This window comes from Ardenticatenales bacterium (genome assembly GCA_020634515.1).
In the GTDB taxonomy this organism is placed as follows: domain Bacteria; phylum Chloroflexota; class Anaerolineae; order Promineifilales; family Promineifilaceae; genus JAGVTM01.
Genome location: JACKBL010000005.1, coordinates 332,191 through 347,720 on the forward strand (window position 1 = coordinate 332,191; position 15,530 = coordinate 347,720).

At 60.8% G+C, this 15,530-nt stretch carries 10 protein-coding genes and 1 tRNA gene; 5 read left to right on the forward strand and 6 right to left on the reverse strand.

What is annotated here, in order from left to right; genetic code table 11:
- Positions 1-99 precede the first annotated feature (99 nt).
- Complete coding sequence (locus H6650_15465) at positions 100-1,059, forward strand: bifunctional riboflavin kinase/FAD synthetase (GenBank protein MCB8953405.1); 960 nt, start codon at positions 100-102, stop codon at positions 1,057-1,059.
- On the opposite strand, the gene H6650_15470 is transcribed toward H6650_15465, so the two are convergent.
- Entirely contained in the window at positions 1,054-2,088 is a 1,035-nt protein-coding gene (locus H6650_15470) for a hypothetical protein (GenBank protein MCB8953406.1), read from the reverse strand. The genes H6650_15465 and H6650_15470 overlap by 6 nt on opposite strands.
- On the reverse strand, positions 2,085-4,166 hold the full coding sequence (locus H6650_15475) for a S9 family peptidase (GenBank protein ID MCB8953407.1): 2,082 nt from the start codon (positions 4,164-4,166) through the stop codon (positions 2,085-2,087). Before H6650_15475 ends, H6650_15470 begins: the two co-directional genes overlap by 4 nt.
- Before the next feature lie 409 nt (positions 4,167-4,575).
- Here H6650_15475 and H6650_15480 point away from each other — a divergent pair, with 409 nt between their 5' ends.
- Positions 4,576-4,806: a DUF2283 domain-containing protein gene (locus H6650_15480; protein ID MCB8953408.1), complete on the forward strand. Its 231-nt coding sequence runs from the start codon at positions 4,576-4,578 to the stop codon at positions 4,804-4,806.
- A gap of 126 nt (positions 4,807-4,932) precedes the next feature.
- Here the strand turns inward: H6650_15480 and H6650_15485 are convergent, their stop codons facing one another.
- The 4 genes from H6650_15485 to H6650_15500 all read right to left on the reverse strand — a co-directional run bounded on the left by H6650_15485 (position 4,933) and on the right by H6650_15500 (position 11,377).
- On the reverse strand, positions 4,933-5,430 hold the full coding sequence (locus tag H6650_15485; protein ID MCB8953409.1) for a CopD family protein: 498 nt from the start codon (positions 5,428-5,430) through the stop codon (positions 4,933-4,935).
- A 72-nt stretch (positions 5,431-5,502) separates the two neighbouring features.
- Entirely contained in the window at positions 5,503-6,723 is a 1,221-nt protein-coding gene (locus H6650_15490; GenBank protein ID MCB8953410.1) for a hypothetical protein, read from the reverse strand.
- A complete protein-coding gene (locus tag H6650_15495; GenBank protein ID MCB8953411.1) occupies positions 6,720-8,060 on the reverse strand; it encodes a hypothetical protein in 1,341 nt (446 codons plus the stop codon). The genes H6650_15490 and H6650_15495 overlap by 4 nt, the downstream gene beginning before the upstream one ends.
- Before the next feature lie 209 nt (positions 8,061-8,269).
- Positions 8,270-11,377 carry an SH3 domain-containing protein gene (locus H6650_15500; GenBank protein ID MCB8953412.1) on the reverse strand — a complete coding sequence of 1,036 codons (3,108 nt, stop codon included), beginning with the start codon at positions 11,375-11,377 and terminating at the stop codon, positions 8,270-8,272.
- 394 nt (positions 11,378-11,771) lie between these two features.
- Between H6650_15500 and ggt the strand changes: the two genes are divergently transcribed.
- The 3 genes from ggt (at position 11,772) to H6650_15515 (ending at position 15,218) form a co-directional block, all read left to right on the forward strand.
- Positions 11,772-13,379 (forward strand): gamma-glutamyltransferase, encoded by a 1,608-nt coding sequence (gene ggt / locus H6650_15505; protein ID MCB8953413.1) that lies wholly within the window; start codon positions 11,772-11,774, stop codon positions 13,377-13,379.
- A gap of 73 nt (positions 13,380-13,452) precedes the next feature.
- Positions 13,453-13,541 (forward strand) — tRNA-Ser (locus H6650_15510).
- A gap of 423 nt (positions 13,542-13,964) precedes the next feature.
- Positions 13,965-15,218 (forward strand): chloride channel protein, encoded by a 1,254-nt coding sequence (locus H6650_15515; protein MCB8953414.1) that lies wholly within the window; start codon positions 13,965-13,967, stop codon positions 15,216-15,218.
- The last annotated feature ends 312 nt before the right edge of the window (positions 15,219-15,530 follow it).

The window sequence follows — 15,530 nt, forward strand, 5'->3', positions numbered from 1 at the left end:
AAACCACTGCGCCTTGCCTCATGATGTGGTACAAATATGTGCCGCCGTGGAGTAGCCGCGGCGTTTTACCTTTCACGTGAGGGCAAGCACGAATCAACCATGACGCAATCTTTCATTCGCATCTCTGACCTGACGCAAGCCTCCCCCACACACCCCACTTACCTGGCTATTGGCGTTTTCGATGGCGTTCATCGCGGCCACCAGGCGCTGCTGGGGCGCATGGTGGCGCAGGCGCGGCACGATGGCGCGCGCGCCGCCGTGATGACGTTCTTCCCCCATCCTATCGTGGTCATTCGGGGGACGAAGGGGCGTATTTACCTGACGCCGCTGGAGGATCGGGTGTCGCTGCTGGCCCGGCTGGGCCTCGACCTGATTATCACCCAACCATTTAATGACGACGTGCGACATACGCGGGCGGCGGTTTTTGTGGACCGCTTGCGCGAGAAGCTGGATATGCGCCAGTTGTGGGGGGGCAGTTTTTCCCTGGGGTATCAGCGCGAGGGCAACAGCGAATACCTGGGCCAGTTGGGGGCGGAAAAGGGTTTTGTTGTGCGGGAGGTGACTGATCTGCTGCTGCTCAATGGCAAACGAGTCAGCAGCAGCCGCACGCGCCAAAGTCTGAGCGCGGGGGACGTGCAAGATGCGGCTGAATGTCTGGGGCGTCCCTATCGCGTCAGCGGCCTGGTGACGACGGGACAAAAGCGGGGGCGGACGATTGGGTTCCCCACGGCAAATCTGGCTGTGTGGGAGGAACAACTGTTGCCGGCAAATGGCGTCTACGCCACCTACGCCTGGATCAATGGTCGGCGCCATGTGGCCGCCACCAACGTGGGCGTGCGTCCGACCGTGGACGGTTCCCACCTGGTCGTCGAAACGCACATCCTCGATTTTCGCGGCGACCTCTATGGGCAAGAAATCACGCTGGATTTTATGGCCCACATCCGCCCGGAGCAGAAGTTCGCCAGTGTGGATGCGCTGGTGGCCCAAATTCGCGCCGACGTGGCCCAGGTACGGGATTTGCTGCCGGCATACGACTCTATTCTGGCGCGGATGTCATGAATCTGGGGGAGAAGCGGGGGACGTTTTGCCGCTTCCATCCGGTGTCTCCGGCTGCGTGGGGGGCCAGAGGAGGTAGCTGGTGAGTGTGCCCATCATGCCGGCAAGAAAGATGCCGCCGGCCCATAGGTGTATGGTCCAGGCGACGCCGCCGGTGAGGAAGAGGGTGAGGAAGTAGGCGGCGTAGAGAAATGCCGGCACGACAAAAGCAAACCAGCGCGTACGTCTGCTCACCACCCGCCCCGGTTGCCAATACTCGTTCAGCACATCCGCCACGATGCCGCCCAACGTCATCACCGGAATAAAACGATATTCGTCCGTGATCACGGCCATGCCCGTGAAAACGAGCGTGAAGATCAATGTGAAACTGCCCATGGGCAACTGCCAGCGGCGCAGGACAAAGAGGATGAAGCCCGTGAGCAGGCTGGCTTGCAGCAGAATCGCCCCAATACCCAGTTCCTCCCCCGCGCCCGCGGCCATTTGCGGGTAGGCCATGGTGAAAACGTTGGTGAAAAAGGTGAGGAAGGTGAGCAGGGCCAGCGTGTACGCCAGCGCCAGCAGCAGCGGAAGTGGCGGATCGGGCACGACCTGTGCCCGTCGCCACGCCGCGCGCACCGGTCCGGTCACGATGAGCAGCAAGCCGATCATGAGGAGCAGGTGGGTGGGGCTGTACATGGCTTCCAGGTTGGCTTCCACGCCAAACAGGGTATGCCAGACCATGTCGCCGAGGCCGCCAAGCGCGAAGAGTCCCAATCCGGCAAGGGTTAATTCGTAGCCGGGAGGGAGCAGTCCCCAACCCTGGTAGCCGCGCCGCCGATTGTTGGTCCAGGTGATGCCGGCAAAAACCACCGCTGCCACAAATCCTGAATACAAGAATGCGTGCCAGATCGTAAAAAACGTCTCATCCGTGCGTCCGTGGCTGTGCGCCCACCCATCGGTGAACGCGCCCAGGAGAATCCAGCCACACAAAGCGACAAAAATGGCATCAAAACGCACGTCATCCACCCAACGCCCCTGCGCCTCATACCTCATACCTCATACCTCAAATACTTGTTCATCCAGCGGACAATGTGTCGCAAGCGAGCCACCCGCCGGTCGGTACGTCCGGCGCGGGAGAGGCCGTGCGATTCGCCCGGAAACAGCACCAACTCGCTATCCACGCCCAGTTTGCGCAGAGCCACGTAAAGCTGCTCGCCCTGCTCCTGGTTACAGCGATAGTCATTTTGGCTGTGGATAACCAGCGTCGGTGTCTTTGCCCCGCCGATATAGCGCATGGGCGATTGCCGCCAATAGTTCTCCACATTTTCCCACGGGGTTTCCTGGCCCAAGGCCTGCGTCCAACCCCAGTTGAAGTCGCTGGAACCCCACATACTGATGAAGTTGCTCACCACCCGCTGCGCCACGGCGGCCTTGAAGCGGTGGCTGCGCCCGACGATCATGCCCGTCATGTAGCCGCCATAGCTGCCGCCCGTGACCCCCATGCGGTCTACGTCAATGTACGGCTGCTGCGTCATGTAGTCCGCCCAGGCCATCACGTCCGCGAAATCAATCGTGCCCCAGTTGTTGTAGATAGCGCCACAGTGGTCGTCGCCATACCCCTGGCTGCCACGCGGGTTGGAGAAATAGACGACATACCCCTGCGCCGCCAGCAGGAAAAATTCGTTCATGAAGGAGTAGCCATATTGCATCTGTGGCCCGCCATGAATTTCCAGGATGGACGGGTACGACTGGTTGGCGTCAAATCCGGGCGGCGTCAAAATCCACCCCTGTATTTTTCGCGGCGCGTGCGGGTCGTGCGCGCCGCCGTCAAACCACACTTCGCTGATTTGCCCCAGGTCGATCTCGTCCAGCCAGGCGTTGTGCCGCGTTAACCGGCGCGCCGCGCCATCCGCCAGGCTTTGCGCCCAAATCTGGCCGGGATCGGTGAGGTCCGTCTGGAAGTAGGCCACGGTGTCGTTTTTCTGGTCCAGACTGAAGTAACCGACCGCCCCGCCGGGGACGACGGTGGTCAGTTGGGGTTCGTCGTCGGCCAGGGAGAGGGCCATGAGGGGTTGTTTGCCGTGGCGCGCGACCTGGAAGTATATGGTCTGGCTGTCGGCGGACCAGGTGGGGCGCATCAGCGAGAGGGCGGCCACGTCGCCGAGGGTGCTGCTGGAGATGTGGATGTCGAAATGAGCGGTGAGGTTGCGTGCCGTTCCGCCGGCGGCGGGCACGACGTAGAGGCAGGTGTTTTGCCACCAGTTGCCGGAACTGCGCCGCCCCAGGTAGGCGATGGATTGTCCATCGGGGGACCAACTGGGCATATATTTTTGAAAGGCGTGATTGGTCTCAATGCGAGTGAAGGCGTTGTCAGCCGCCGCGGGCATCACATACAGCTCGTCCGCGTCCAGCTCAAAATCCGGGTCTTCGCTGCGATTGGAGACAAACAAGATCTGCCGGCCATCCGGCGACCACGTTGCATCCGTCTCGTCATAATCCCCATCCGTCAACTGTGCCGCCTCTCCCGAAGCCACATCAACCGTCCAGATGTGCCACCGCTCCTTTGGCAAATACCCCAGGCCATCCCCCTTGAAGAACACGCGCGTGATGTGCCGCTCTACCATGCCCAGTTCCTTCTTTTGCGGGTCTGCCTCGCGGTCAATTTCCTCCTCGTCTTTCTTGCGGAAGCCCATCAGCAGCGTGCGGCCATCGGGCGACCATTCAAAACCGCCAAACGTGCCTTTCAAATCCGTTAACTTGCGCGCCTCGCCCCCCGCCAGGGGAATGAGGTAAATCTGCGCTTGCTTCTCATCATCACGATTTGATGTAAAGGCGATATGCCGGCCATCCGGCGACCAGAGGGGCTGGCCATCATTCTGGTCGCCAAACGTAAACTGGCGCGCGTCGGCAAATTGACGCGCGTCAATTTGATGACGCGCGTCATTTTGATGACGCGCGTCATCTTCATTTGTGGCCGCCACCCATAAATTGGCATACTTCTTTTCCGTTTTCGCGTCCACCCGCTGCACCACGTACACGACGTGCTGCCCGTCCGGGGAAATCTCGCCGCCTGATACGACTTCATACTTGTACAGGTCGTCGGCTGTCAACAGCCGTTTGTCTTCACTCATTAAAGCCTCCAGGAATTGGGTTAGGTGTTTTCCGAATCATAGCCCGATCATGCTCCTTCCGCCATAGGCTACCAGCGGGAATCGAATAGGCTGTTGGAAACCTCGCTGTTTATGTTATGATATTGAATCAAAACTATTCTCTGGTTTGCCATTCGTAACCGATGAATTTTCAAACCACATCCTATTTCAGGTACATGAAACTGAGACCAGATCGTGCTATCATCAAAGATGAATGGATAGCCTACGTACTCATGCAGCCTGTTCGAGAAGAAGTTCCATCTGATGGTCGTATTCGGCGATGGGCAAGAATCGAAGAAGCCGGTAATCGCTATCTGCGTGTCATTCTTCTTGCTGATGGGGAAACGGTCCACAACGCTTTTTTTGACCGGCGCTTTCACGAGGAATCGTCATGAAAATTAGATACTTCGCGGAAACGGATACGCTCTACATAGAGCTTAGCAGCAAAAATGTAGCGGAAAGTATTGATTTGAACGCAAACACAATCATTGATTTGGATGGTGATGGCAGTGTCGTCGCTATTACGCTGGAACATGCGCAACAGCAAGCGAACATTCTTGAGTTTACTATTGAGCCAATAGCTGTGGGACAACCACCAGAGATGGTCTATCAGCCATCCTGACCGTCCAATTTCCTGCTGGACTCTGGCGTTTTGGGAGTGGCGGCTTAAGTCGGCCCACATATGGGAGTTGCTCCGGCTAAAGCCACGACGCCGACCACCGTATGTGGATTTCGCCGGCGCGCGTTCTTAAACGGCGGTGGCAATGGCCGTGCAGAGGAGGACGGCGGCGGCGCAGGCCAGATTCAGGCGCAGGAACAGGATTTCCTGGCGGGTCAGTTTTTCCTGCTCGGCGGCGGCCATTTGCGGCTTCTTTTGCGCCAGCAGCACCATGCGCGACATGGCCGGCTGCAATCGAAACTGCATGTAGGCGGCAATTACCACCATCAGCGCGAAAGCAATGTGCTTCACCAAAATCGCCTGCGCCCACACGCTATCCACCTTCAGGAAACCGTGATAGTTGGGGTCGTTCGTCATCTGCACAAACCCCGTCACCAGCAGCAACGCCAGGCTGGCATTCGCCCACGGCAGGAAACGCGCCTGGAGTTGGAACCATTGGTTGGCCTCCAGCGTGCGCCGCCGCAGCGCAGGCCAGGCGACGAAGGCCATCAAAGCCATGCCGCCCAGCCAGATGACGGTTGCCAGCAGGTGAATCCAGTATGAGGCAGCTAAAATCCAGAAGTTCATAACGATCAACAGTCAACGAAAAACTGAAAACGGGAAACGGAACGCTCGCCACTCGCCACTCGCCCGTCCCCACTATTTAGGCATCTCTTTCAAGGCTTCGTAGGCGAGGCGGGGGGTGCCGTCGGGGAGGACGATGGCCCACCAGTATTCTTCGTTGGCCTCAGGCGTCCAGTGGTATTCGGCGATGTAGATGGTCGTCATCAGGCCAATCCAGGGCTGCCAGTTGGCTTTGGCGTACTGGTAGGCGCGCACGAGGTAGTCGGCCTGGGTGGCTTCGTCTACGGCAAACCAGGCGTAGTCGGGGCGGATGGGGTCGAGTGTCCATCCCATTTCCAGTATGGCGACTTGTTTGCCGGCATCTCCGTTACCAACCATGATCGCGCGCATATCCTCCACCCGGCGGAAAACGAAGAAACGATGCCCATAAACTTGCTCCCCCTCCGCCGGCGAGACCTCCGGGGCCGCCTTGTAGCCGGGGGCGTTCACGCCCAACACGTCGAAGTAAGGAGCCGCGCCCGCATCGTACATACCTTGCAGGAAGTCGGTGTCCGGCATGGCGATTGGGGGTTCGGTTCCCGTGGGGGCCATGCCGGCAGAGATCACAATCGCCTGCGGATCAACCGCCTTAATGGCCTCGTAACACCCACGCAGCAGAGCCGTGTATGCCGCCGGGTCGGGCGACTGATTCCCCCACTCGCGGCTGAGATTCGGCTCATTCCACACCTGATAAGCGGCAATGCGCCCGCGATAACGGTCGGCCAACGTGCCGCAAAAGTCGGCGAAATCTTGCAAATTGGCGGGCGGCATGTTCTCCATCGGCGGTGTACCAGGCGGCTGCGCCCAAAACGGCTGGCGATCAATGCGCACCAGCAGCTTCAAGCCCGCGTCCTGCACCGCCTGCACGATGTAATCGGGCCGCCACCAATCGTACTGACCCTTTTCTATGGTTTCAATGTCCCGCCAGGCGAATGTCTGCTTCACCCAGCCGAAACCCATGTCCTGGACGAGTTGCAGGTCGCGCAGCGCGGTGTCCGGTTTCCACCACAAAAACGCCTGCACGCCGTATTCGGGCGAGTCAAAATAGCGGTGTGTGATGGCCGGAGGGGTGGCCGTGGCCTCTGCCGCAAGCGTGGGTGTGGGCGATTGTTCGGGATGGTTGGGGATGGTGGATGCCGGCATTTCCCTACCGCTGTTGGGGCGACAACCTGCCAGCCCCAACAGCAGCAGCGCGACGACCGCCAGCGTCCCTGGCGGGCGGCGATCTCGTTGAGGCGGATGAGCCTCTGAGATCAAGGAACCTTCTCCATGTCGGCGACGGCCCCAAAGGCGGGACGTGGCGCGCCGATGGTGTCTACGATGCTATAGGGCACGGGATCATCCGTGGGGCCGTTGCCTTTGTTGCCGAAGTCAAAGTTGAAGAGGAAGGCCAGCCAGACATCACCGGAGTCGTGCATCTGCTGGAACGCCTGCACGATGTAGTCCGCCTGCTCTTGCAGCGTGTTATCGTTGACGAATTCGAAGCCCGCCGGATAGCTATCGTACCCTTCGCTGCTGCCCCAGCCAAACTCCGTCACGCACAATTTCTTGTTCGGGTCGTACTGGCGAATCCGCTCCAGGTAGCCGTCCAGCGTGGTCTGGAAGCTCCAGAGGTGGTAGGGATTGTCAAAGGGGCCGCGGAAGGTGGCGGTGGCCGCTTCCGGCAGGCTGCCGGTCTGGTCATAGGCGACGTTGGGGGGGATGTTGTAGCCGTTGTGGTGCGCGCCCACGCAGTCGGCGTAGTCCAGCGCGCCGGCGGCCAACATGCGGTCCATGTACTCAAAGTCGTCGGCCCAGCGGACCCAGTCGCCCGGCCCCGTGGGGGAGAGCGCGCCGCTGATGACGATGACGTTGGGGTCGATGTCTTTGATGGCCTGATAGGTGCGGGCGAGGAAGTCAACGTAATCTTCGGGGCTGATGCCGTTGGCGGTGGCCCATTCGCGGTCCAGGTTTTGCTCGTTCCACACTTCGATGGCCTGGACTTTGCCGGCATATCGCGCCACCAACGCGCTCACGAAATCCACGTACACATTGAAATCATCCGGCGGCCCGTCGATATTGTTCGCGCTGCGCGTCCACGCCGGAGCCGTCACCACGCTAAACATCAGATTTAGCCCATGTTTGTTGGCCTCATCCACGATGCCGTCATAATGGAACCAATCCTGCGCCTCTGGCGACGGCTGCACCAACGCCCATTGAAACTGCACCTTCACCCAATCCATGCGCAATTGATTGGCAATCACCTCCATGGTTAGCGCCGGGTCGCCCACCGTGGCGTGCGACTGAATGCCATAGCCAAACCGGTCCGCCGGCCAGGGGTACACCGGTTGCGGTCCTGTTTCCTCGTTGGGAGCGGTCACGGGAGCGGCGGGGGCATTACCACCTGTATCAGGTTCCGCCGCACCGGTGGGGTCTGTTTCGACGCTCATCGCCGGAGGTGGCAGTGTAGCCGCCGCTTGCAGCGCCGACGCCTCTTGCAAAGCTGCGGTGGGTTCCACCTCCGTGCTATCCGTGGGCGTCGTGGTTGAGCCGCCGCAGGCCGCCAGGACCAGCGCCATGAACAAGAGGGTGAAGAGAATCGTGCGTTTTTTCATGCTTCCTCGCGGATGTGAATGACGAATGACGAAAAGGGAGCGAGTTCTTCAGACGAGTTAGAAACTGGCCTTACTCCCTACTGGGGTTAATGAAAAGGAAACGTGAAACGTACTTGCCGCGCACGTTTCACGTTTCTAGCCGGGGAAACCGGTAACAATCTCTGTTGCCGACAGGCGCAGGCAGTATGCGCTATGCCCCCTTTTGGTAGTTAGCGCGATCCCATGATATTGGCTAACAAATCACATGATGGGCAACTGCCGTTGGGCCGAATCATGGCGTAACCGGCCTGGGGATCATCGGAATAATAGGTGAAGTCCACGTTGAAGATGATCGCCAGGCGGACTTTGCCGCTGTTGGCGGCCAGGCTGACGGCTTCCGCTAACCATTGCGCGTGCTGCCCTACCGTGGTGTTGCCGGCCCAACTAAAGCGTGTTGGCACGCCGCCGAAGTCTTCGCCAGAGAGGAACCCGAGTTCCGTGAAACAAACGGGGCGTGCGCCGCCAAAGGAGTTGTAGTACAGGTCCATCGTGGGCTGGAAGTACCAACTGTAGTGGCTGGAATTGGCGGGATGGCCGGAGGAGACGGTGGGGGACGTGGCTCCGGCGTTGAAGTGAACGCCCACGCAATCCATGTAACTGGCGGCGCCGGCGGCGGCCATGCCGGCAAGATAGGCGTTGTCGTCGCACCCATTCGTGCCGCAGCCGCCGCCGAAGTATCCCGTAGGCGCGGGCGCGCCGCTGATGACCATTACGCGCGAATTGGCCGATTTGATGGCGTTGTACGCGGGGGCCAGCATGTTGCGCACGTAGGAGCCGGGATCGATTTGTCCCGCCGGCCACTCGAAGTCAATGTTCATCTCGTTCCAGATTTCAATCGCATCTGGCCCCAAAGCGGCCACGCCGCGGAGGAACTCCACGTAGCCGTTGAAGTCGATGCTGCTGGGGTAGGTGCTGGAACCGGGGATACTTAACAGGACCTTAAAGCCATTGGCGTGCGCGCTGTCAATCTGGCCCTGCACGGAGCTGGGGCTGTCGCCAGGCCCCCATTTGTGCTGGAACTTGACCCAGGTCATCCCGGAGTAGTTCATCTGCGCCGGATGAGCCAGAGAGTGCGTTTGCCCGCCCAATTCAAAGCTGCCACCACCCGCCGGGGCAATCACCGGCGCGGGCGCGGGTGCGGGTGCGCCCCCGCCGCCACCGCCGCCGGCAGCCACGGCAGGCGGCGCCACTTCAACGACCGCCAATGTCGCCGGATCACCCGTGATGGTTAGCAACTGCGCGAATATCCAGCCATCCTTCTCCGGATCATCTGGTAGCTCAATTTGCACCCAATCTGTGCGCGCGTTTCGTCCGATCAGGCGAACGCGCGTGCCCGGCTCCAGCCCGGCAACAACGCCGTAGCCCAATCCTGGTCCAGACCGCACATTGGAGCCGGTATTAACCGTCGCCGTCACATCGCCACCCGTCGCTTCAGGCTGCGTTTCCGGCGCTGCCGCGATGGGGGTTTCTTCTACAGCGGGTTCTTCGGCCACCGGTTCCGGCACGTTCACGGCCAGCGAACCCAGGGAGGCGACGCTGCTGCCCTGGGCAAAGTCCGCCTTGATGGTGTATGCGCCGGGTGTCTCCGGTGCTTGCCATTGGAAGGAGAGGGATTCGCCGTTGACGTTTTCCAGAACGCCCTCTTCACTATTGAGGACGGTCCAGACGATGGCGGCGCCTTGTGGGGCGGGCGCTTCGCCTTGCCCCAGGTAGCTGCGGAGGGCGGCGGCGCTGTCGGCCCCGATTTCCGGATCACCCGCCTGCCGCAGCGCCACGCCGCGCAGGTGATATTTCTGGGCAAAGCGAAGGCGATGGTTCAACGCCGCTTCATTGCCCAGCCAGACGGTATGGGCAGCCCCGTTTTCTTCGTAGCTGTATTTGTAGGCCACGCTGTTGCCGTCCCATTCCAGAGGGGTGGCGGAGCCGGAAAGGGCGACTTCGATGGTTTCGCCGGGGGCGGCTTCTTCGCCGCCCTGAACGAAGTTGAGCGCGCCGAAGTTGACGAGGGCTGCGTCGCCGGAAAGTTCGCGGAAGGCTTCGCCCACGGCGTCAACGGCGCTGGCGCTGGCGAGGAGGGTGAGCTTGTTACGGTCTATCTGGCGCACGGCGTCGGCGAGGATTTGGTCGGCGGGGCCGGCGTCGGCGTATTGGCCGGGATCAAGAGGCATTTGCAAGTAGACGACGTTGGCGAGACGCCCCAGGGCGACCCAATCTTGCCCGCCGGTGTCCCATGCGCCGCTGGCGAGGAGGGTGGGGGCGTTGAGGGTGAGGATGAGGTTGGCGTTTTGAGCCTGGAGGGCGGCGGCGAGGTTGGCGACGAAGGTGGTGTAGGCGTCTTTTTGTTCGGCGGGGATGCCCTGGTAGTCGAGGTGAATGCCGGCATATCCGCCACTCCCCACGCGACTCACCAAATCATTAATCTGCGCCGTCTGCGCCGCTTCATCAGAAAGCAGACTGGATAGGCTCGCCTGGTCAATCACCGCCTGGTAGTTGGTGACGTGGAGCCACTGACGATAGCCGCCCGCGGGGAATGTTCCCAGTTCGCCGTTGAGCGTGCCGGCATCTCCCAACACCAACGTCCCCACACTCAGATCCGTCACCAGCGGCAGCGCATCCGCCGCCAGCATCTGGTCCGCCGCCGCCTCCGCCCCCACCGCCGGCACGGTCGGCGCGGCCACTTGCATCAAGGCCATCACACTCGGCAGCGGTCCGGGCAGAGAGACAAGCTGATTGTTGGCCGTGTCCAGGCGGCTGGGCATAAACACCCAGGCGCTGCCGTTCCAGCCGTAAGCGTCCAGCGTCTCCAGAGGGGCCGCGTCCGCCTGTGGCGTCAGCGCCGCCGAACCGCTGGCCGACGCGCTGCCGTCGATGGTGAAAACCTGGCCGGTAGGGGTGAGGGCGGCGGGTAGGTTGGCGATGGCGGCCTGGTAAGCTTCACCGGCGCTGCCCGCCAGGAAGTCCGCCGCCGCATACCCCATGACGCTGACGCCGCTGGGGTCGGCGACGTCCAGGGAAATCAGCCCGGGGAGGGACAGGGTTTCCGCCGGGGCCTGGGTGGCGCTGGGGCTGGCGTTGTCCGCGCCGAGGCCCAATCGCTGCCCCAGGGAGATGGGAGGCAGGAATAATCCCGCAATGATCAGGATGACGACGACGAGAATGCCGGCAACCAGTAAACCGGTAGAGGATTTGCCGGCGGTTGCCGACGCATCGGGTGGAGGAGCATTGCCAGATTCGATTGATTGGCGCGCATCCTGCACGGGACGTTCTTCTTCCATCATTCAATTACCTCTCTACTTCCAGGGTGACAGAGACGGGAGCCGTCTTTCGGACTGCTTCCGTCAAGGCCGGGCGTGACGCCTGCTTGTTCGCGGTTGGGAAACATAGAAATGGCGGCCAGATTAGCGCCGCCATGCTGCCTGATTACTCAGGGTAAAACGCGGACATTCTAGCACACGGGTATACCGTTGCCAACCCTGCGCGGGTGGTGCTGGCCGCAATATGAGCGGCGCGTGAGGGAGACGGAGGGGAATAGGGTGGGAGTTGGTGGTTGGTGGTTGGTGGTTGGTAGTTGTTGGTTGTTCGTGGGGGGGTGGGTATGATAGGCGGCAACTGAAAACTGTCAACTACAAGCTGTCAACTGAACACTCTCAACTACTCCCTAAGGAGACTCCCGTGTTATTTGAGCATTATCAATTTGCCGGCAGGCGCTCGAACGTGATCGCGCGCGCGGGGGTGGTGGCGACGAGCCAGCCGTTGGCGGCGCAGGCGGGGCTGGCGGTGCTGTGCGCGGGCGGCAACGCGGTGGATGCGGCGCTGGCGACCGTGGCCGCGTTGTGCGTGGTGGAGCCGTGTTCCACGGGCGTGGGGGGGGATGCGTTCGCCCTCATCTGGCAGGCGAATGAACGACGTCTGTATGGCCTGAACGCCAGCGGGCCGGCGCCGGCGGGGCTACGGGCGGATTGGGTGCGGGGGTTGGGGTATGCGGAAATGCCGGCATTCGGTCCCATTCCCGTCACAGTCCCCGGCGCGGTGCGCGGCTGGCAGGCCGCGCTTGACCGCTTTGGTTCCTGGCCCCTGGACCGCATTCTGACGCAGGCGATTACCTATGCGGAAGAAGGGTTTCCCGTGAGTCAACGAATTGCCGGCAGTTGGTCGCGCTCCACGGAAAAAATGAGCCAACACCCCGATTCGCGGCGTGTCTGGCTCCCCGGCGGGCGCGCCCCCCGCGCCGGCGAACTGTTCCGCAACCCGGAATTTGCCCGGACCCTGCGCACGCTGGCCGCCGAAGGCCCGGACGCCTTCTACCTCGGCGACATCGGGCGGCAAATCGCCGCCTGCGTGCAGGAAGCGGGCGGCGTTCTCACGCAGGACGACCTGGCCGCCTACCGGCCAGAATGGGTCACGCCCCTCAGCCTCCCCTACCGCGACGGCTACGTCTTCCACGAAATCCCCCCCAACGGCCAGGGACTCACCGCCCTCATCGCCCTGAACATCGCCCGCGGCTTCGACCTGCGCCGTATGCGCTACGGTTCTGCCGACTACTACCACTTGCTGATGGAGGCCATCAAACTGGCCTTTGCCGACGCCCACGCCTTCATCGCCGACCCGCGCCAGGCGCGCGTGCCCATCTCCGGCCTGCTCAGCGACGCCTACGCCGCCGCGCGCCGCGCCCTCATTCGCCCCGATGCGGCGCTGGAGCCGTTTCCCGGTCAGCCCGATCATCATGGCGATACCGTCTACCTCACCGTGGCCGACCGCGAGGGCAACATGGTCAGTTGGATCCAGAGCCTGTACATGGGGTTTGGCAGCGGCCTGACGGCGGGGACGACGGGCGTGCAGTTGCAGAACCGGGGCGCGAATTTCAGCCTGGAACCAGGCCATCCCAACGAAGCGGCCCCCGGCAAACGCCCCTATCACACCATCATTCCCGGCTTTATCACCAAAGACGATCAGGCGTGGAGCAGTTTCGGCGTGATGGGGGGCTTTATGCAGCCGCAGGGGCATTTGCAGGTGGGGGTGAATCTGATTGACTTTGACATGGACCCGCAGTCGGCGTTGGACGCGCCCCGTTTTCAGTGGATGGCCGGGCGCGCGTTTGGGCTGGAGCCGACGATTTCGGCGGCGGCGCGGGCGGAACTGGCGGCGCGCGGGCACGAAATCCGGGTGGATATGCCGCCGTTGTTTTATGGTGGGGGGCAGGTGATTGTGCGGGATGAGGAGACGGGGGTGTATTATGCCGGCAGCGAACCCCGGAACGACGGCGCGGCAGTTGGCTATTGAATTTTTGCAAACCGCCGCGCACTTGTTATAATTTTCGACGCACATTTGCTGGCGCACCGCAAATGCCGGCCCCGGAGAGGTCGCATAGTTGGTCTAGTGCGCACGATTGGAAATCGTGTACGGTGAAAGCCGTCGCGGGTTCGAATCCCGCCCTCTCCGCCATCGTTATTGCGCGACATCGTTGGTGACGTACCGGCTGCCGCGCAGCCTCCCAATATAGCGCACACAAAACAGCCTCTTGCGTCAAGCGCAAGAGGCTGTTTTGCTTTTCCGGTGTGATTGGTCAATGCCAACCAGTTCTTTATAGAAGGTGTCCGATACACTTCCCCCGGTCCGCCCGACATGGAGCCGGTGATCATCGCGCTGGATAACCCAATGTGGATTGATCGCGCGGCACCCTAATCCATCAGACACTCGACGAAGCGCCTGAATCCCTATAACATTCTCCTTCTCCGGTGTGTCTTAAGCAGTTTGTGCTGACTTATGAGGGCCGTCGGTTGCGTGACGTGATTGCCGGCCCTCTGATGCTTCAAGCCGTGTTTTCTCCGACGCCTGTAACGGGTCACTTAACGAATAGAGGTTCAAATGGCATCAACGAGACGAATTGACAAAGAAACCCTGACGAATCGCAGCTTTTACGAGCTAATTCTCTATGCTGTCGTCCTCGGCGCGATCGTGGGGGTGGCTACGGCCATTTTCCTTCTCGTCGAACATTGGCTTGTCGAGCTAATCTGGGAAGAAATACCGCACCAACTGGGCGAATTCCGCTTTTATACCTTGCTCGTTTGTCTTATCGGTGGCTTACTCGTTGGGCTGGGGCAGCATTTTCTGGGCGATTGGCCCAAACCAATGAAAGCCGCTCTCGAAGATGTGCGCACACAGGGCGGTTTTGACGTAGCACACGTGCCACATGGCGTTGCCATCTCCCTCATCTCGCTCGCTTTTGGCGGGGCATTAGGTCCCGAAGCCGCGCTTATCGGGCTGGCGGGAGGTCTGGGGACTTACGTTGCGCGACAACTCAAGATGACGGCGCAGCAGGCGTATGCCTTTACTTACTTCAGCGTCAGTGGCGCCTTGGGTGCATTCTTTCGCTCGCCGCTGGGCAGTGCCGCCCTGCCCCTGGAGTCAGCCGATGGCACAGAACTTCCCCGCTCCTGGACCATGATTCCCGGTATCTTTGCCGGATTGGCCGGACTGCTGGTCACGCTGTTATTGGTGGGCGACACGTTGGGCGTGAACTACGATTTTTTGCCTTATACCGCGCCCCGCAATGGTGTCGATTTGCTGATAGCGGCTCCCTTTGGTTTGCTGGGCGGATTGCTTGGGGCTGGCTTTCTGTGGTTGCATGATTGGCTGCACCATCGCGTTCCCCAATTGACGACCAGTAAAATCGCCCAAGGCGTAATCGGCGGCCTGGTTTTAGGGTTGCTGGCCACGTTCTCGTCACTGGTCCTCTTTTCCGGGCAAACGGGCATAAATGACTTGTTTACGCAAGGGGCGGAAATGGGCGGCTGGCTGCTGATTACCATTGGGCTGGCCAAGCTGCTGGCGGTGGCGATATTGGTGGCCACAGGGTGGAAAGGGGGTGAGTTTTTCCCGATGATGTTTGTTGGAGCGGCAGTAGGTATGGGGGTTGCTTACTTGATTCCGGCCGTTGACCCGATGGTGGGCACGATGGCCACAATGGCGGCGACAACGGCGGCGATGCTGCGCAAGCCGTTGGCCGTGGTGCTGTTGGTTGTGTTGTTGATGCCTGCCAGTTTGATTGTGCCGATTATTGTGGGGGCGTATGTGGGAACGTCCGTTACCATGCCGGCAAAAAACGAGCCAAAACAATAGTAAGCTGGAGTTTGGCGAATTCCACATAGGGTGATCGGAGTCCAGGCTTTAGCCGGGTCATAGGGTGATCGGAGTCCAGGCTTTAGCCGGGTCAAACCCCATATGTGGACCGGCTGAAGCCTCCACGCCAAAACGCCAGAGTCCAGTAGTAAGGCTATGTGCGATTTAATCCGTGTGGCGTAACTACTAACACTCTCTGGAGATTGGACCAATTTCACGCGCTCAATGACTCTTTTCGCCAGAGAAAATTGGTCCAATCTGGCTTAGGAGTTACCGTGTGGCTACGATTTCGGCGCGATGGTGAGATGGAAT

Coding starts and splice junctions, on each gene's coding strand:
- H6650_15465 (MCB8953405.1), top strand. CDS start 100: ATGACGCAATCTTTCATTCGCATCTCTGACCTGACGCAAGCCTCCCCC.
- H6650_15470 (MCB8953406.1), bottom strand. CDS start 2,088: ATGAGGTATGAGGCGCAGGGGCGTTGGGTGGATGACGTGCGTTTTGAT.
- H6650_15475 (MCB8953407.1), bottom strand. CDS start 4,166: ATGAGTGAAGACAAACGGCTGTTGACAGCCGACGACCTGTACAAGTAT.
- H6650_15480 (MCB8953408.1), top strand. CDS start 4,576: ATGAAAATTAGATACTTCGCGGAAACGGATACGCTCTACATAGAGCTT.
- H6650_15485 (MCB8953409.1), bottom strand. CDS start 5,430: ATGAACTTCTGGATTTTAGCTGCCTCATACTGGATTCACCTGCTGGCA.
- H6650_15495 (MCB8953411.1), bottom strand. CDS start 8,060: ATGAAAAAACGCACGATTCTCTTCACCCTCTTGTTCATGGCGCTGGTC.
- H6650_15500 (MCB8953412.1), bottom strand. CDS start 11,377: ATGATGGAAGAAGAACGTCCCGTGCAGGATGCGCGCCAATCAATCGAA.
- H6650_15515 (MCB8953414.1), top strand. CDS start 13,965: ATGGCATCAACGAGACGAATTGACAAAGAAACCCTGACGAATCGCAGC.